Annotated in this window: 15 protein-coding genes; 10 read left to right on the top strand and 5 right to left on the bottom strand. The window is 46.4% G+C overall.

Features of this window, described 5'->3' with window-relative positions:
• Positions 1-15 precede the first annotated feature (15 nt).
• The 7 genes from KIT90_RS03960 (at position 16) to KIT90_RS03930 (ending at position 7,754) form a co-directional block, all read left to right on the top strand.
• Positions 16-1,812, top strand: a complete 1,797-nt coding sequence (locus tag KIT90_RS03960; protein ID WP_285375451.1) for an FAD-dependent oxidoreductase — start codon at positions 16-18, stop codon at positions 1,810-1,812.
• Positions 1,809-2,579, top strand: a complete 771-nt coding sequence (locus KIT90_RS03955; protein ID WP_005442306.1) for a (Fe-S)-binding protein — start codon at positions 1,809-1,811, stop codon at positions 2,577-2,579. The genes KIT90_RS03960 and KIT90_RS03955 overlap by 4 nt, the downstream gene beginning before the upstream one ends.
• 69 nt (positions 2,580-2,648) lie before the next feature.
• Positions 2,649-3,326, top strand: a complete 678-nt coding sequence (locus KIT90_RS03950; protein WP_005442307.1) for a TVP38/TMEM64 family protein — start codon at positions 2,649-2,651, stop codon at positions 3,324-3,326.
• Positions 3,327-3,663: 337 nt separating this feature from the next.
• Positions 3,664-4,821: an ABC transporter substrate-binding protein gene (locus KIT90_RS03945; protein WP_038894783.1), complete on the top strand. Its 1,158-nt coding sequence runs from the start codon at positions 3,664-3,666 to the stop codon at positions 4,819-4,821.
• 9 nt (positions 4,822-4,830) lie between these two features.
• Positions 4,831-6,540 carry an ABC transporter permease gene (locus tag KIT90_RS03940; RefSeq protein WP_285375450.1) on the top strand — a complete coding sequence of 570 codons (1,710 nt, stop codon included), beginning with the start codon at positions 4,831-4,833 and terminating at the stop codon, positions 6,538-6,540.
• A complete protein-coding gene (locus tag KIT90_RS03935) occupies positions 6,506-7,153 on the top strand; it encodes an ATP-binding cassette domain-containing protein (RefSeq protein ID WP_009705796.1) in 648 nt (215 codons plus the stop codon). The genes KIT90_RS03940 and KIT90_RS03935 overlap by 35 nt, the downstream gene beginning before the upstream one ends.
• Positions 7,146-7,754 carry a CDP-alcohol phosphatidyltransferase family protein gene (locus tag KIT90_RS03930; protein WP_005442311.1) on the top strand — a complete coding sequence of 203 codons (609 nt, stop codon included), beginning with the start codon at positions 7,146-7,148 and terminating at the stop codon, positions 7,752-7,754. Before KIT90_RS03935 ends, KIT90_RS03930 begins: the two co-directional genes overlap by 8 nt.
• A gap of 69 nt (positions 7,755-7,823) precedes the next feature.
• Here the strand turns inward: KIT90_RS03930 and KIT90_RS03925 are convergent, their stop codons facing one another.
• On the bottom strand, positions 7,824-7,976 hold the full coding sequence (locus KIT90_RS03925; protein ID WP_163000592.1) for a hypothetical protein: 153 nt from the start codon (positions 7,974-7,976) through the stop codon (positions 7,824-7,826).
• Between the two features lie 272 nt (positions 7,977-8,248).
• Here KIT90_RS03925 and norR point away from each other — a divergent pair, with 272 nt between their 5' ends.
• The 3 genes from norR to KIT90_RS03910 all read left to right on the top strand — a co-directional run bounded on the left by norR (position 8,249) and on the right by KIT90_RS03910 (position 12,969).
• Positions 8,249-9,778: a nitric oxide reductase transcriptional regulator NorR gene (gene norR, locus KIT90_RS03920; RefSeq protein WP_285375440.1), complete on the top strand. Its 1,530-nt coding sequence runs from the start codon at positions 8,249-8,251 to the stop codon at positions 9,776-9,778.
• A gap of 412 nt (positions 9,779-10,190) precedes the next feature.
• Complete coding sequence (gene hcp, locus KIT90_RS03915; protein ID WP_285375438.1) at positions 10,191-11,852, top strand: hydroxylamine reductase; 1,662 nt, start codon at positions 10,191-10,193, stop codon at positions 11,850-11,852.
• Between the two features lie 76 nt (positions 11,853-11,928).
• Positions 11,929-12,969 (top strand): hybrid-cluster NAD(P)-dependent oxidoreductase, encoded by a 1,041-nt coding sequence (locus KIT90_RS03910; RefSeq protein ID WP_285375436.1) that lies wholly within the window; start codon positions 11,929-11,931, stop codon positions 12,967-12,969.
• Between the two features lie 55 nt (positions 12,970-13,024).
• Here KIT90_RS03910 and KIT90_RS03905 read toward each other — a convergent pair whose 3' ends face one another.
• From KIT90_RS03905 to KIT90_RS03890, 4 genes are all read right to left on the bottom strand, one after another.
• Positions 13,025-13,420, bottom strand: coding sequence for a hypothetical protein (locus KIT90_RS03905; RefSeq protein WP_285375434.1), 396 nt, complete (start codon positions 13,418-13,420; stop codon positions 13,025-13,027).
• A 325-nt stretch (positions 13,421-13,745) separates the two neighbouring features.
• The gene (locus KIT90_RS03900; RefSeq protein WP_285375432.1) at positions 13,746-14,678 is read right to left on the bottom strand and encodes a class I SAM-dependent methyltransferase; all 933 of its coding nucleotides are present in this window, start codon (positions 14,676-14,678) and stop codon (positions 13,746-13,748) included.
• 31 nt (positions 14,679-14,709) lie between these two features.
• Complete coding sequence (locus KIT90_RS03895) at positions 14,710-15,402, bottom strand: TIGR01621 family pseudouridine synthase (RefSeq protein WP_285375430.1); 693 nt, start codon at positions 15,400-15,402, stop codon at positions 14,710-14,712.
• Between the two features lie 49 nt (positions 15,403-15,451).
• Complete coding sequence (locus KIT90_RS03890; protein WP_285375427.1) at positions 15,452-17,065, bottom strand: methyl-accepting chemotaxis protein; 1,614 nt, start codon at positions 17,063-17,065, stop codon at positions 15,452-15,454.
• Between the last annotated feature and the right edge of the window lie 163 nt (positions 17,066-17,228).

Below are 17,228 nucleotides of genomic sequence, written 5' to 3'. Positions count from 1 at the left end.
CGGAAACCGCAGTTAATGAACAATGTAATTTTTAGCCAAAAGCTATACGACACCGCGCAAATGATTGTCGATGGCTGTATGGGTGATGCCGATCCGGCATGCCAAACCGCATGTCCAATGCACACAGACGTAAAACAATACGTTCGCATGGCAGGCGAAGGTGATTTCCAAGGTGCTTTGGATCTGATCCGCAGCAAACTATTCCTACCTCAAACGCTCGGCCGCATCTGTGCACACCCTTGTGAGGCTTCTTGTCGTCGTAACACTGAATTCGGTCAGCCAATCAGCGTTGCTGGCATCAAACGCTTCGTTGCAGAAAAACTGGATAACCAAGATCACTGGGATCTTAACATCGCGCCCCTAACCAACAAGCACATCGCGATCGTGGGTGCAGGCCCTGCTGGCGCGCAAGCGGCTATTGAGCTTCGTCGTCAAGGCCACGAAGTAACGATTTACGAAAAGCTAGACGTATACGGCGGCATGATGCGTGTCGGTATCCCTGAATACCGTCTACCACGCGACGTTATCGACTTCGAATACAGCTACTTGGCAATGCTAGGTGTGACGACTCGTTTCGGCGTTGAAATCGGCAAAGACATCAGCTTCGACACTCTACGTAGTGAACACGATGCTGTGATTCTGGCTCACGGTGCACACGTAGGCTCTATCATTCCGCTACCAGGTCACGACAACGATGGCGTGTTCTCTGCAGTTGAATACTTGAAAGAGATTTCTGAAACTCGCCAATTCCCACGAGCAGGTAAGCGCGTGATGGTTATCGGCGGTGGTGACGTTGCGATGGACTGTGCGCGCTCTTCATGGCGTATCGGTGCAAGCGACGTTTACCAATGTTCGCTTGAGAGCCTAGAGAATCTACCTGCAAGCCAAATCGAAATCGACGAGTCGCTAGAAGAAGGCGTCGAGTTCAACGCAGGTTGGGGCCCAGTTGCTATCGAACATGAAAACGGCAAAGTAACCGGCATCACTATCAAGAAAGTAATGTCTATCTTTGATGAGCAAGGCAACTTTGCACCTCAGTACAGCGAAGAAAGCAAAACTATCTCTGTGGATACGGTTGTTTTCGCTACGGGTCAAGTAGTGGCTGACATCACTGGCGGCGCGCTAGAACAAACTCGCGGCGGCCGTTACGTTGTCGATAAACAAACGCTAGCTTCTAGCCTAGAAGACGTCTTCGTAGCCGGTGACGCGTGTGGCGGTAACATAGTGATTGAAGCGATGGCATTAGGTCGCAAAGCCGCAATGAGTGTTGAGCGTTTCCTAACGACTCGCCCACTGACTGAAGGTCGCGACTTCGAGCAAGAATACAGCTACTCATCTCGTCTAGACGTGCCACTACCAAAAGGTACGGTAGATACCCCTCGCCTACACGGTGAATTGCGTAACGCGGAAGAGCGTAAGCAAGATTTTGCACAAGTGGATTTAGGCTTTACTGAAGAACAAATCAAACAAGAAGCCTCTCGCTGTCTGCAATGTAGCTGCAAGCTATGTATGACCGAGTGCATCATGATGAACGACTTCAGTGACTGTCCGAAGACCATCTTCTCTGACTTTTTGAACAACAAGTCAATGGACCCATTGATGGCTTACTCATGTAACGCCTGTGACCAGTGCACCATCGTATGTCCGAAGGACTTCCCTATGAAGGAAATGTTCTTAGGCGCACGTGCGGACTTTGTTAAGGCAAACAATGGTGAATCACCAATGCCGGGACACAAAGCAATCAACATGCACCAGAAGCTGGGCTTCTCAAAAATCTTCACTATGGCAAAACGAGCGGTATCGACAAAATGAGTAATAAAGTATTTATGCCAGGATGCAGCTTGCCATCCTACTCACCAGAAGGCGTAGCAGCAATTGCGAGCTACTTAAAAGAAGTGTACCCAGACATGGGCGCAGTGCAGAAGTGTTGTGGTAAACCAACCGCTGCTATTGGCCAAACTGAGAAGTTCAAAGAGCGTTACGGCCAGCTTCAAGCGGACTTCGATAAGCTAGACGCACAAGAAGTCATTGTGGCGTGTCAAAGCTGCTACGGCATGATCAAGAAATCTGGTGGCACACAAAAACCGGTTTCATTGTGGAAACTGCTTCCAGAAATCGGTCTGCCAGAAGCGCTACGCGGTAAAGCGAAAAACAGTGACGTGGTATTTACCATTCACGACTCTTGCTCTACTCGCTACGAAAAAGAGCTGCAAGACGGTATCCGCTGGATCTTGAACGAGCTTGGCTACAAAACCTCAGAACCAGAACACACACGTGAAAACACACGCTGTTGTGGTTTCGGCGGCATGGTAGTGCCAGCAAACCCAGACGTCGCAACACGCGTAATCAAACGCCGCGTGGAAGAGTTTGAGACAGACTACGTTGTGGTTTACTGCTCGGCTTGTCGCGCATCCATGATGGGTGTAGGTACGAAATCTTGGCACATTCTGGATCTGATGTTCGGCCCTGTGATCATGCAAGGTGATGAGCCGCCAGTAAACGTGCTCGCTAGCCCTGTAAAAGCTTGGTTCAACCGCTACAAATCTAAAGCGGGCCTAATCAAGTGTATGTCTGTGTAACTGTGTCTCTGTAGCTACGTTTTCGTAGCTACATCTTTTTAATTATTAGGTTTAAGTGAAGTTGAACTTATGAAATTCGTAAAAATCGCTCTTATTGTTGCTGTTATCGCTCTCGCTCTATTTGCAGCAAAACAAACTGGCATCCTTGAAATCATCACAGACATCAAGAGCCTGCAAGATTGGATCGCAAGCTTTGGCGTTTGGGGTTACGCAGTATTCGTAGCTGCATTCGTATTTGCGTGTGTTTTCCTACTACCGGGCAGTGCGTTCACCATCGTAGCGGGTATTGTATTTGGCCCAATCAAAGGCGGTATCTTAGCACTGTTCTCTGCAACGCTTGGCGCGGTGGCGGCATTCATCGTGGCGCGCTTCCTGCTTCGTAACACCATCATGAAGAAGTTTGGCGATAACCCAATCTTCAAGAAAATCGACGATGGCGTAGCAGCAAACGGCACAAGCTTCTTGATCCTAACGCGTCTAGTACCTGTATTCCCATTCAGCCTACAGAACTACGCTTACGGTCTAACCAGCCTAAACCTTGGCACTTACGCTCTGGTTTCTCTACTAACAATGGCACCAGGTGCATTCATCTTCGCCTACATGGCGGGTGATATTGCGACAAACGGTGTGTCTGCGATGCTACTAGTGAAGTTTGCGGTTGCGGGTCTTATCCTGTTTGGCATGTCTCTGATTCCAAAATACATCGCGAAGAAAAAAGGCATCAACATGGAAGAATTAGCGAAGTAATCCGGTCTATCCATTATTGACGCCAAAAGAGTGCGACTTATCGGGAGTTGCACTCTTTTCATTCTTACTAATTTGCTCACAGTTTGTGCCTCTTTTGGCGACTTTTAAAACCAAAAACTGACGCGAATTGGTATGACCTCACAAGGCGAATAATTCTATGAAACTATTATCAAATTCGCGTTGATAATAAAGCGAGATAGATTACTATCCATGTAGAGGGAACGGAGCGTTCAGCCTGTTTATATCCCTATGTTGAGTATTGAAAATAGACGTTTTTCATCACATAGGCGAACAAAGCTCCAAAATGAAAACAAAGATAAAGAAACACGGATTACGTATGAAAAAGCTACTTAGCACCATTGGCATTTTAGCCACCACTTTTGCCACCTCCTCTTATGCCACTTCTCACTCCGAAGAATGGCAAAAAATCGAACAACAAGCCGACGGTCAGACTGTTTATTTCCATGCTTGGGGTGGTAGCCAAGAGATCAACCGCTATATCCAATGGGCAGGCAAAGAGCTTAAATCTCGCTACAACGTGACGCTTAACCACGTAAAAGTCACCGACATTTCTGAAACCACCACTCGTCTTATCGCAGAAAAAGCCGCAGGGAAGAACAGCGGAGGCAGTGTGGATATGGTTTGGATTAATGGTGAAAACTTTAAATCAATGAAAGACAACCAACTGCTGTTTGGTCCTTTTGTTGACGGTCTACCAAGTTGGCAATATGTCGATAAAACACTACCGGTAGATGTCGATTTTTCAGAACCGACTGATGGCCTAGAAGCGCCATGGGGTGTGGGCCAACTTGTTTTTATCTACGATGAAGAGACACTAAATAACCCGCCAAGTTCTTACGCAGAAATGCTAAGTTACGCAAAAGCGTTTCCTAACCGCCTTACTTACCCTCGCCCACCAGAGTTCCATGGCACTAGCTTCATTAAATCTCTGCTCATTGAGTTAAGTAACAACGATCCTGCACTGCAAAAACCAGTGACCGACGAAGCATTCAAAACCGTTACGCAGCCTCTATGGGCTTACTTAGATGAATTCCACACTGTTGCATGGCGTGGCGGTAAACAGTTCCCTGGCGGAACAGCAGAAACCGTACAACTGTTAGATGATGGTCAGATTGACCTAGCTGTCACGTTCAACCCGAACGCGGTTTTCTCAGCACAATCAAGCGGTAACCTAGCAGAAAGTACCAAAGCATACGCAATGGACGCTGGCGCATTGTCGAACATCCACTTCTTAGCGATTCCTTGGAACGCAAATGCCAGTGCAGGCGCGCAAGTTGCTATAAACTTTTTATTAAGCCCTGAAGCACAATCTCGCAAAGGTGACATCAACATCTGGGGTGATCCTTCAGTGCTAAGCAGCCAGTACCTAACCGGCACGGCTAAGAATACTCAACAGTTCAAATCTATCGCGGAGCCACACCCAAGTTGGCAAGCAGCGTTAGAAAAAGAATGGCTGAAACGCTACGGAAATTAATAAACACCCATGTTAAGAGCGCTGTATCTAGTTATTATCGCAGTTTGTATATTACCAACCATTCCGGGGCTACTCGGGGTGGTGGTGTCTGCGCTCGGCTATGTCCCCCCTATCGGTTTACACCACTTTTCACTGGATGGCTTTCATGCTGTGTTTGACTGGGAAGGTGTGTGGACGTCGATTGGACTGACTTTCTATTCCGCCATTTTCAGCAGCTACCTTGCTTGTTTGATCACTTTCGCGATTCTTCAAGCTTCATGGGGCAGCAAGTTCTGGCGCAAGATTGAAATGAGTCTTTCCCCTCTTCTTGCTATGCCGCATGTCGCGTTTGCTATTGGCTTCGCTTTTCTATTCGCACCAACAGGTATGGGCGTTCGCGTGCTCAATCAATTGTTTGGTTACGATCCAAATGCGCAAACAGTGAATGACTTAGCGTTGTTGATCAAAGACCCACACGCACTGGGTTTGATCGTCATGCTTGCCATTAAAGAAGTGCCGTTTTTATTGTTGATGAGCATTCCTATTCTTCAGCAACTAAAAGTTGAGAAGATTGAAAAAGTCAGTCATTCGATGGGTTACAGTTCCGCCCAAGCGTGGTGGAAATGTGTTTTCCCACAATGGTTAGCGAAACTGCGTTTCCCAATGTTGGCTGTTCTGGCTTACAGCTTATCCGTTGTGGATGTGGCGCTAATTATTGGCCCAACCAACCCTCCTACGTTTGCAGTGTTGGTATGGCAGTGGTTTAACGATCCTGATTTATCGCTCCTACCAAGAGCAGCGGCAGGTGCGGTGGTGCTGTTTGCCATTGCGAGCCTATTAATTGTTTTTGCACGCCTTGTCGAATGGAGCATTACCAAAGGCTTTAAACGCTGGCAATACTCCGGCCGTAGCGGCTTCCGCTTACCGGGTAAGACCTTGTTCTCCATGATTGCCCTACTCGCACTGTTAATGGTGCCTTTGATGGTGGTATGGAGCTTTGCACAGCGTTGGCGTTTCCCTGACTTATTACCAAGCCGTTATAGCTTACGTTTTTGGGAATACGAGTGGCAAAGCATTCTTGGCACGCTAGAGCAAAGCATGTTGATTGCAGTTATCAGTGCATCTATTGCCCTTGTATTGGCGCTGATCGCTCATGAGTACCGTCTACGATACCGTTGGCAGGTGCCGGGGTACATCATCGCTGTACCTATGCTGATCCCACAACTTTCTGTGTTGTTTGGTATGCAGGTCGCCACTCTGTATCTCGACAGCAATGCGTATTTCTTCTGGGTGTGCTGGGCACATGTCTTCTTCGCTTTCCCATTTGTTTACCTGTCATTAGATGGGCCTTGGCGCAGCTTCGACAACGGTTTGACTCGTGTCGCTCTAAGCCTTGGTAAATCACCAATGCAAGCTTGGTTGAAAGTGAAATTGCCGATTCTTCTGCCTGCCATTGCCTTTGCTTGGGCAGTGGGAATTAGTGTGAGCTTGGCGCAATACCTACCAACACTCGTGCTGGGTGCAGGTCGCATCAGCACAATAACAACAGAAGCGGTAGCCCTCTCAAGTGGCTTCGACCGTCGTGTCACCGCGATTTATGCAATTTGGCAGGCGCTCTTGCCGTTAATGTTCTTCTCTTTTGCGATTCTACTTAGTCGTTTACACGTTAAGTATCGCCGGTTGTCTATTAAAGGTTTACTACCGAATGAGTCTTTGTCTCGAAAACCTCGCCATCCGTAAAACCAATGGCGACACACTTTTCTCTGCGTTCAACATGACCGTAAAGAAAGGTGAAATTGTTACCCTGATGGGCCCAAGCGGCTGCGGAAAATCCACCTTGTTGGATGCGATTGCTGGTCACCTGTCTTCCGAGTTCGACTATTCAGGCTCAATCACGCTCGATAACGAAAAGCTGGATGCTTTACCTGCGCACAAGCGTCAGGTGGGTATCCTATTCCAAGATGACTTGCTCTTCCCGCACCTCACCGTGTGGGAGAATCTGGCCTTCGCGCTACCCGATTCAATCAAAGGCGCAGAGCGCAAAGAGCGTGCGATGCAGGCTTTGAAGCACATCTCGCTAACTAAGCTTGCTGAGTCTTTCCCTGATCAAATCTCTGGCGGCCAGCGCGCACGTATTGCTCTCACTCGAATGTTGTTGGCAAAACCGAAAGTTGCCCTACTCGATGAGCCATACAGCAAGCTCGATAAAGATCTGCGCGTGCAATTTCGTAACTGGGTTGTGGAGCAGCTTCAACAAGCCAACATTCCTGCTTTAATGGTAACTCACGATGAGGATGATATTCCTGAGGGCAGCCGCTGCCTGAACTGGCCTTGGGAGACAAGCCATGCTTGATAGCCTGAGTATCAAAATCATTAAGTGGCCATTGGCACAGAGCGCAAAACTTATTGATAAATGTGGCGTGACAGCTAACCAAACCACCTTGTTTGGCTTCGCCCTTGGTTGCTTTGCCTTACCTGCATTGATGGCAGAGCAATACACGCTTGCATTAGCGTTTATTCTACTGAATCGAATCTGTGATGGATTGGATGGTGCTTTAGCGAGGATTCAAGGCATCACCGATGCGGGTGGCTTCCTTGATATAAGCTTAGACTTCTTGTTCTATTCTCTGATTCCATTTGGCTTTGTACTAGCAAACCCAGAACAAAACGCTGTCGCGGGCGCGTTCTTGATCTTCTCGTTTATTGGTACAGGAAGCAGCTTCTTAGCATTTGCGATCATGGCAGGTAAACGCGGTATCGATAACCCTGTCTACAAGCACAAATCTCTGTACTACATGAGCGGCCTGACAGAAGGCACAGAGACCATAGGTTGCTTCGTGCTGTTCTGTTTGTTCCCACAACATTTTGCCATCATTGCGTACATCTTTGGTGCAGCGTGTTGGTTTACTACATTTACGCGTATTTACTCTGGGTTTCATACGCTGAAGCCGTAAACAAAACTTCAAGAGAGATTCCTGATTGCGACGAAAAACCGCAGTCGGGAATCTCTTTTCATTCCCACCTCAGTAAAACATCCCACTCACCACCAGCGTCACCACAATTCCAGAGACAAAACTCGGAAAATGCCACGTTCGCTGCTTAGCACGGTAATACTCTTTTTGTAGGTCCTCTTGGTAGCTCTTTACGGCCAATTCTTTAATGTAGTTATTATGCATAACCTGTCCTCCTGACGTGAATTACAGGTGGAGGATAAAAGCTCAAGTTAACTTAAGGTCAACGGAAAAAATTCAATTTCGAATAATATTGTTTGCGGAGGCTGAATCCCTCATTCCTAGATCTTAAGCTCAATCAGTTGCACTTGTTTGTATCACAGTTCTGTTGTGTCACTTGATCGTCGTCAATGGAACATCAATCTCTCACACCTTTCGATGTTCAAATGACATCAAGTTGCTAGCATGAGCCCATTCAAGATAACTCCGGGCTTGTTATGACTCCTACTGTCGACCATGTACTTCTCAATATCGCACTCAATCTGAGCTCAAATCGCTCTCATGAGCAGCAATACCAAAACCTGATTGACGGAGTGGCACAAGTCTTCCCTTGCGATGCGAGCTGTCTGTTTATCTTTGATGAAGATGGCTTCCTAACGCCAGTCGCAGTAAAAGGTTTGTCGAGCTCAGTACTCGGTCGCCGTTACTTTCCTAAAGCTCACCCGCGTTTGGATGCCATCATTCATAGTCGCGAGCCTGTTCGCTTTGATGCCGACTGCGCCCTGCCCGATCCATTTGATGGAACACTGTTAACCGAAGATCAATGCATTGACGTCCATGACTGCATGGGCTTTAGCTTGTACGTTGAGGGGCAGCTTGTCGGCGCATTAACCATGGATGCACTTGCAGTTGGCGCGTTTGACCATATCGACCCGGTCGCAATCGAAACATTCGCAGCACTAACGGCGGCAACACTGCGTAACATTGCGCAATTAAAAGCCCTTAAAGCACAGAACCAGAAGCAAAAGAGCGTCACGCAAACCCTGATCCAACAGGCACGCTCACAACACGGTGACATGGTTGGCTTAAGCCCACAAATCAATCAATTACGAAACAACATTGCGACCGTTGCTCAGTCGGATTACGCAGTATTGGTAACGGGAGAAACGGGGACGGGTAAAGAGCTTGTTGCTCACTCTGTCCATGCTCAATCTCATCGTAATGATAAACCAATGATTTACGTAAACTGCGCCGCCCTACCCGAAGGTCTGGCGGAGAGCGAACTGTTTGGCCACGTAAAGGGCGCTTTTACCGGAGCCAATAGTCATCGTGCAGGTAAGTTCGAACTGGCTGATGGCGGTACAATTTTCTTAGATGAAGTCGGTGAATTGCCATTGATTTTACAAGCAAAACTGCTGCGAGTTATCCAACAAGGTGAGTTGCAACGTGTAGGTAGCGATCAGCATTTGATGGTTAACGTGCGCATCATCGCCGCCACCAACCGACAGTTAGAAAAAGAAGTGGAAGATGGCACATTCCGTGCGGATCTGTTCCATCGTTTAAACGTATTCCCAATCAAAGTACCACCACTGCGTGCACGTGATGGCGACATTCCAGTTCTTGCGGGGTATTTGTTAGAAAAAGTACGTCAGCAATTTAACGCACCAAACCTTCATGTTCACCCTAAGGTACTGACTCAACTAGAATCTCTGCCTTGGCATGGTAACGTTCGGGAACTTGAACACACCTTAACGCGAGCAGCGTTACATGCCATTCAACAAGGCGCGAGCACTATCATGCTCAATCACTTTGATACTTCATTGGCACTGGATGATGTAAAAAACACATCGCATTACTTGCCGAAAGAGAGTCAGCCAATGCGCGAGTTAGTTGAGAGCTACCAACGTGACTTGATTGAACACGCTTTGAGCCAAACTGGCGGTGTTTGGGCAAAAGCAGCGGAGTTTTTACAAATGGATCGAGGCAACTTGTATCGCATGGGTAAAAAGCTCGGCATTAGCAAATAGAAGTCCCTACTTCGCTCTTTTCTCTTGAAAGGACAGAAACTTACGTCTTAAAAAGATAGATTCCGGATGGCTCGCTTAGGCTCGTCCGGAATGACTACTAGCCCGAAGCAGAGCGAGCCGACGAAGGAGTGCAATCGGGAATCTCTAGCCTCCATACAACCGCATTAACTTTTCTTCTGTTTAACAAGCACTTCCACTTTCGACAGTTCAAGCGTTTATCTACGCGTTGTTTTTCTCATCACATCTGTATTTTCGTTGTCATTTGCACATCATTCGTGTTGTCACAATCACATCAACCACGCACTTCAAAAGCAATAAAATCATTTAAAATCAATAAGATAATAATTGGCACGCATTCTGCTCTAAAAGGAAAAACAAAACGACTATTACTACAATCACTGGAGAACCCAATATGTTCTGTATTCAATGTGAACAGACAATCCAAACCCCAGCTGTAAAAGGCTGTTCTTTCGCACAAGGTATGTGTGGCAAAACTTCAGAGGTATCCGATCTACAAGACGTGTTGGTTTACACTCTGCAAGGGGTTTCTTTTTGGGCAGCACGCGCGCTTGAATTCGACATCATCAATGATGAAATCAACCAATGGGCTCCAAGAGCATTCTTCTCTACGTTGACTAACGTAAACTTCGATCCTGAGCGTATCCTTGAGCTAACTTCTCAGGCAGCAACATACAAAGCACTGCTAAAAGACCAAGTCATGTCTGCCGCAACACTTGCTGACGAAGTCGTATTGAACGTTCCTAACGTTGCGAACTTCGAACTGCCAAACAGCGCAGAAGAAATCCTAGCATTTGCTCCTCAAGTGGCAGTAAACCGTGGTAAAGACCAAGTACACGAAGACGTTATCGGCCTACGCCTACTTTGCCTGTACGGTCTAAAAGGTGCTGCAGCGTACATGGAGCACGCACGAGTACTTGAGCAAACCAACAATGACATCTTCGCCGAATACCACGAAATCATGGCTTGGTTAGGCACAGACCCAGAAGATCTAGGCGAGCTATTAGACTGCTCAATGCGCATCGGTCTTATGAACTACAAAGTGATGGAAATGCTGGATCATGGTGAAACAGCAACGTTCGGTCACCCAGAGCCAACCACTGTTAACGTTAAGCCAGTGAAAGGCAAATGTATTCTTGTTTCTGGCCATGACCTTCACGACCTAGAAAAAATCCTGCAACAGACTGAAGGCAAAGGCATTAACGTTTACACCAACGGTGAAATGCTGCCTGCACACGGTTACCCAGAGCTGAAGAAATACCCTCACCTAGTGGGTAACTACGGTAGCGCTTGGCAGAACCAACAGAAAGAGTTCGCTAACTTCCCTGGCGCGATTGTGATGACATCAAACTGCCTATTGAACCCGAACGTTGGCCAATACGCAGACCGTCTATTCACTCGTAGCATTGTTGGCTGGCCGGGTGTCGCTCACCTAGAAGGTGATGATTTTAGCCAAGTCGTTGAATGTGCATTAGCGCAAGAAGGCTTCCAGCATGACGAAATCGAACACAACATCACGGTTGGTTTCGGTCGCAACGCACTAATGAACGCAGCACCAGCGGTTATCGACCAAGTGAAGCAAGGCAACATCAAACACTTCTTCTTAGTTGGTGGTTGTGATGGCGACAAAGCAGAACGTAGCTACTACACCGACTTCACCGCGGAAGCACCAGAAGATACGCTAATCCTAACGCTGGCTTGTGGTAAATACCGCTTCAACAAGAACACATTTGGCGACATCAATGGCATCCCTCGCCTATTGGATGTGGGCCAATGTAACGATGCGTACTCAGCAATCCAGCTTGCACTGGCACTTGCGAAAGAGTTCGATTGCGACATCAACGAGCTACCTCTAACGCTTGTTCTGTCTTGGTTCGAGCAAAAAGCGATTGTGATCCTACTTACGCTATTCGCTCTTGGTGTGAAAGGCATTTACACGGGTCCAACAGCGCCTGCATTCCTGACGCCAAACTTGATTGCGATTATCCAAGAGAAATTCGATATGCGTAGCATTGGTAATGTTCAGGATGATCTTAAAACCATCCTAGCAGCGTAATCACCTTGCTTATCACGCGCCTCCTTAATTGGGGGCGCTTTTATCTATTGAGTACTCGACAACCAAAGAGATTGTTATGTTTTTTGAATGGCAAGGCAGTCAACCTGTCACGTTACGCTGTGTAGACAAATACCATGAAACTGCTGATGCAGTGAGCCTCAAGTTGGCAGACCTGTCAGAGTCGCTCTTGTTTGAATTTAAAGCCGGTCAGTTCATCAACCTTGGCGTTGAAATCGATGGCAAGATGGAGTTTCGTGCTTACTCTCTCAGCTCTCTTTCCGGTGACGATTGCCTGCAACTGACGATCAAACGTGTCGAAGGCGGCAAAGTCTCCAACTACATCATCGATAAGCTTCTCATTGGCGATACAGTTCAAGCGCTTCCTCCTACGGGTGATTTCAACTGCATTGACCATCCACCAATCGAGGTCAACGGTAGAAAGAAAGCACTGCTCATTAGTGCGGGCTGTGGCATTACGCCTGTATTCGCGATGGCAAAAGAATGGCTAGGCAACGACGCTGGTGTTGATATTGAGTTCCTACACATTGCCCGTTCTAAGCCGGAAACCATCTACTTTGATTTGCTGGAGACCTACCATTCGGTTTATCCAGATTTCAATTTGAAATTGCTGCTGAAAAACCGTGGTGAAACGCTTTATCCAGAAGGTCGTTTGAATACCGAGTGGTTAAAAGAACTGGTGCCCGACTTTAAACAGCGCACGGTTTACCTATGCGGTCCAAATCAGTTTATGCTTGATGTCCAAAGCTACCTGAGTGACCTTGGCTTTGATATGGCGAACTTCTTCCAAGAAAGCTTTACTCCTGCTGCCTGCGAAGAAGCTGAAGTGTCAGATGAAAAGGCCATTGTGTCAGTACCAGATTTTGCTCAAACGATTGATGCGCAAAAAGGCCAAGTCCTTGCTGATGTGTTAGAAGGCGCTGGATTACCGTTGATCGTCGCTTGTCGAAGCGGCATTTGTGGCTCTTGTAAGTGTAAGGTTCGCAAAGGTAGCGTTTCTTCAACCAGCCTAGAGACATTGACCCCAGAAGAAATTGAGCAAGGCTATGTACTCGCCTGTTCTTCGACAATTGAATCCGCTCTTGAAGTACAGATTTAAAAAATCAAAATAGCCTACATTTGTAGGCTATTTTATAATTAATCTAAGTTATTTATTAACAATCCCATTGGCTACAAGAACCACCTTTATAATGCACAATGACTTCATCAAATGTCTTACAGTTTCCACTTAAGTTATCTATGAACGTCACTTTATTTCGATTCGTAGCTGCATCTTTCAATACACTTAAGATACCTTTGCCAGGATAACTGTTCATGTTGAAAGCATGATGTGCGGGAATTTTTTCACCTGACGACGTTTTTACCATAATAACATTACCGCCATCTACACCGCCCGGCTGACCATCATTAACCCACCCTAAGTTCAGTGTCGAAATGCGCTCTTTCTCAATACAAACAAGTGCGGAGTAACTTGTTGCTAATGAAGGAGCCGAAAACGAACAAGCTAGAGTGATAGCCAACAATTGAAGTGGGAGTTTTTTTATTACCATGTTATTAACCTCTAATTTTATAACAAACTTCAATTTCTATTAATTAAAAATAGAGATAAAAGTAAAAGAGATTAATTCCACAACTTAACATTAGTCACTAATAAAATTGAAAATAGCTTCCCGTTTCATTTTAAAATAACAATGAAACGCTCATATTTAAATTTAATATTTCAAATGTATGAATATTGGGTGAATATAAATACTTAGACACAAATCATAATTATTCTAATCATATATGACAAGTGTTATTTAATTTAGATTGAGAAGTCAAAATCATTATTTAACTTCTCAATCAAATAAGCCGGTAATGGGAAAGCCATTTACCTTAACTAAACAACAAAACCTTCAGTGCAGCTTCGCTATCTACATCCATAAACTCTGGCGGGTTATCCAAACGCTCGCGGAATGTTAGCTCTGGCGCTTCTTCCTTCATGCTTCCAATCAAGAAGTCACTGGTCACTGATGGCGAGTTAACACACGCTAACACCTGACCACCTTCTGCCAATAAATCTGGCAAACGGCGTAGAATCTTTTTGTAGTCTTTGGTTAACGCGAAACTGCCTTTCTGGAATGACGGCGGATCAATGATGATCATATCGTACTGACCTGACTTCTTGATCTTGCCCCACGACTTAAAGATGTCGTGCCCCATAAAGCTCACTTGGTTGATGTTATGACCATTCAGCTTATGGTTCTCACGGCCTTTAGATAGCGATGCTCTCGCCATATCCACGTTAACCACTTTATCTGCGCCACCAGCAATTGCCGCAACCGAGAAGCCACACGTGTAAGCAAACAAGTTAAGTACGTTTTTGTGCTTCGCATTTTCACGAACCCAATCACGACCGTAGCGCATATCAAGGAACAGACCGAAGTTCTGGTTACGACCGATGTCTAGCTGGTACTTCAAGCCGCTTTCTTCAACCACAGGTCGAGCATCTAGCTCACCCAACAGAACTTCAGAAGGCGCGCCGTCAGCGTAGCGATGTTGAATTACGATCGTACGCCCCTGTTTCTCTGCCCACAGAGTAGATTCAGCTAACGCGTTCAATCCTGCTTTTAACTCGCTAAGAAACGTCTCATCCACTTCTTTAAATAGGTTGATGATCAACTGACCTTGTAACCAATCACACGTGATTTGCTCTAAACCTTCGAAGCGGCGACCACGACCGTGAAACAGTCGGCGGATTTCATTGGGAGCTTGTGTTAGCTCGGCTTCTAGATGCTGAAAAAACAGCGGAAGTTGTGATGCTTGCATCGAATTCTCTTATTCGTTTTCTTTGTGATGGTTATTTAATCGTAGGCCAGTTCAGCTCCCACGGAGAGAGCCAAGTGTCGATACCTTGGGATACCGTTTCATTGTGCCATTTACTGCCAAGCACTTTGTGTTCGCGAGGATCGCAAACAAAGCAATGTGTCTCATCTTGATATGGGAAACACAGCGAAAATGCATGCAAGTAGCCACGGTCGGCTTCATTGCCAGCATTATAAATAGGATCGCCAACAATACCCGAACCAACGGATTTTAATGCCACGCGAATTTGGTGTGTTTTTCCAGTATGCGGTTTGCATAAAAACAGGCGCTCTCCCGGCTCTGCAGCGAGGGAGAAGAATTGTGTAATCGCGGGATTCGTTTTGCTGTTGACCAGTTTCCATGAGGAACGACGAGAGCGCTCCATGTCACCCACTACCAGCCCTTGCTTCTTCTTAGGCTTTTTCGAGCCAATCGCAAGGTAGAACTTCTCGACTTCACGATCTGCGAATGCTTGCGATAACGCACTTGCGGCTTTCGCATTGCGACCCAAAAGCAAAATTCCAGACGTCATTTTGTCGAGGCGGTGGATAAGATACAACTGCTCATCACCACTCTGTTTCGCTACTTCTTGCAGCAACATAGTATCACCATCGTCCTTATGTACTGAGACGTTGGGATGTTTATTGATGATCAGAAAATCTGGATGGGTGTGTAGAATGTCGAACATAAAAAACTGGCTCCACGTTTGGAGCCAGAAGTATACCGATTCTAAGCAATTAGGCGAGCTTAAACTTACCCACCAGCGCTTCCAATTCTTGAACTTTACGGTTCAGACCTTCAACACTTTGCGAGCTGTCATTCGCCAATTGCAATGAACGGTTTGAGATATCGCTGATCGAGGTAATGTCAGCAGCAATTTCTTTCGTCACTGCAGTTTGCTCTTCCGCTGCCGTCGCAATTGAGTTCACCATGCTTTGAACATGCGCCGCACCAGAAACGATTTCTTCCAATGAGTTCACCGCACCCGAGCTTTGGCTCACGCCAATCTCAACCAAACGACAGCCATCTTCCGTGTAAGTCACTGCCTCTTGAGTACCGACTTGAATCGCTTGAATGATCTCACCGACCTCTTGTGTTGCCTTCGTTGTGCGTTCAGCCAGAGCGCGTACTTCATCGGCAACCACAGCAAAGCCACGACCAAACTCACCTGCACGTGCTGCTTCGATTGCCGCGTTCAATGCCAACAAGTTTGTCTGCTCGGCAATGTCTTCAATCACTTTGATAACCGCGCCGATCTTCTCACCATGAGAGCCTAGGCTATTCATCTGCACCGACATATCCGACATTTGCTGTGATACTTGCTGAATGCTTTCCACCATCTCTACAATCACAGTGCGACCTTGTTCAGCAGTTGATTCCGACTTGCGTGCTTCTTCAAACGTCGCTGCACCTTGCTCGGCAACTTGAGAAATGGTCAAGCTCAACTCTTCTGCCGCAGTCGCAATCAAGTTTGCTTTATCAGATTGGCTACTTGCACCCGACACAATATCTTGGCTCACAACGGACAATTCACCGGTAACCGATTTCACTTCTTCCGACACGAGTGAAATCGAACCGATAAGACTGGTCAAAGACGCCTGCATCTTATTCAAAGAGGTGGCTAAGTTAGCCAACTCGTCACCCGATTTATCTTCAATCGGTTCAACCGTTAAATCACCTTCAGCGACACGTTGCGCCAACTCGTCCAACTTACTCAAACGAAGAGTAATCGAGTTAGACAACAAGTACGCAATAACCGCGGTTGCAATAAGCGCAATCGAGCCAAGTACATAAATCGTCAGCTCAATGCTGTTGAATGAATCAGAAAGATCCAGTAGCGCTTCACTGGTACTTTGGCGACCATCCGTTGATGCTGCATCAAGGATAGATTCAATCGGCGCTAGGTTAGCGTCATAAAGAGAGCGAAGGCGCGCAACGTTCTCTTCAACGTTTTCCAAACCAAGGTTGGTTAGCACCTGAGATTCAAAATCTTGGGTGAAGTTCGCCATGTAACGTTCCATCTTCTCGATGTTACGGTAATCTTCCCCACCAACCGTCTCAAGACGCTTCACTTCTTCAATTGCGGCTGCGAACTCTAGCTTGTTGGATTGGTAATCCGCTTGAGCAGCCGCAACATTGACGATGCTACCTAAAGCATCGCGGTACACGTCACCTGCTTCATCAATCAAGATTAAGTAGTTAACGGTTTCAGGAACATCGTCCGTTCTCACCTCATCAGCTACTTTGTGCGAGTTCAACACTTCTAATGTAATAATCCCTATCATCACTAGCATGATTGCCAAAATGGCACCGAAACTCGCGTACAGTTTTTTACGAACAGACATTGTCACTAATAACCTTCCTTACCCTTGTCTTCTGTTTTTTAACTTGGTTTATCCACACATTTACACATGCTTTGTAAGGATTATCGGAACGAACAACTGCAACTTTAATACATTTTTTTGTGATCTAAATCGCTTTGCGAGTGATCTCACAATTAATACCCATAATTAA

This window comes from Vibrio sp. B172a, from assembly GCF_030248355.1.
Lineage (GTDB): Bacteria > Pseudomonadota > Gammaproteobacteria > Enterobacterales > Vibrionaceae > Vibrio > Vibrio owensii.
The sequence above is the reverse complement of the archived record's forward strand: the minus strand, read 5'-3'. Positions and strand labels throughout refer to the sequence as shown.

What these genes read in the sequence shown, in the direction of transcription:
- KIT90_RS03930 (WP_005442311.1), top strand. Translation starts at nt 7,146, where the DNA reads ATGCTTGATAGCCTGAGTATCAAAATCATTAAGTGGCCATTGGCACAG.
- norR (WP_285375440.1), top strand. Translation starts at nt 8,249, where the DNA reads ATGACTCCTACTGTCGACCATGTACTTCTCAATATCGCACTCAATCTG.
- KIT90_RS03945 (WP_038894783.1), top strand. Translation starts at nt 3,664, where the DNA reads ATGAAAAAGCTACTTAGCACCATTGGCATTTTAGCCACCACTTTTGCC.
- hcp (WP_285375438.1), top strand. Translation starts at nt 10,191, where the DNA reads ATGTTCTGTATTCAATGTGAACAGACAATCCAAACCCCAGCTGTAAAA.
- KIT90_RS03955 (WP_005442306.1), top strand. Translation starts at nt 1,809, where the DNA reads ATGAGTAATAAAGTATTTATGCCAGGATGCAGCTTGCCATCCTACTCA.
- KIT90_RS03925 (WP_163000592.1), bottom strand. Translation starts at nt 7,976, where the DNA reads ATGCATAATAACTACATTAAAGAATTGGCCGTAAAGAGCTACCAAGAG.
- KIT90_RS03960 (WP_285375451.1), top strand. Translation starts at nt 16, where the DNA reads ATGAACAATGTAATTTTTAGCCAAAAGCTATACGACACCGCGCAAATG.
- KIT90_RS03940 (WP_285375450.1), top strand. Translation starts at nt 4,831, where the DNA reads ATGTTAAGAGCGCTGTATCTAGTTATTATCGCAGTTTGTATATTACCA.
- KIT90_RS03950 (WP_005442307.1), top strand. Translation starts at nt 2,649, where the DNA reads ATGAAATTCGTAAAAATCGCTCTTATTGTTGCTGTTATCGCTCTCGCT.
- KIT90_RS03900 (WP_285375432.1), bottom strand. Translation starts at nt 14,678, where the DNA reads ATGCAAGCATCACAACTTCCGCTGTTTTTTCAGCATCTAGAAGCCGAG.
- KIT90_RS03895 (WP_285375430.1), bottom strand. Translation starts at nt 15,402, where the DNA reads ATGTTCGACATTCTACACACCCATCCAGATTTTCTGATCATCAATAAA.
- KIT90_RS03935 (WP_009705796.1), top strand. Translation starts at nt 6,506, where the DNA reads ATGAGTCTTTGTCTCGAAAACCTCGCCATCCGTAAAACCAATGGCGAC.
- KIT90_RS03910 (WP_285375436.1), top strand. Translation starts at nt 11,929, where the DNA reads ATGTTTTTTGAATGGCAAGGCAGTCAACCTGTCACGTTACGCTGTGTA.
- KIT90_RS03905 (WP_285375434.1), bottom strand. Translation starts at nt 13,420, where the DNA reads ATGGTAATAAAAAAACTCCCACTTCAATTGTTGGCTATCACTCTAGCT.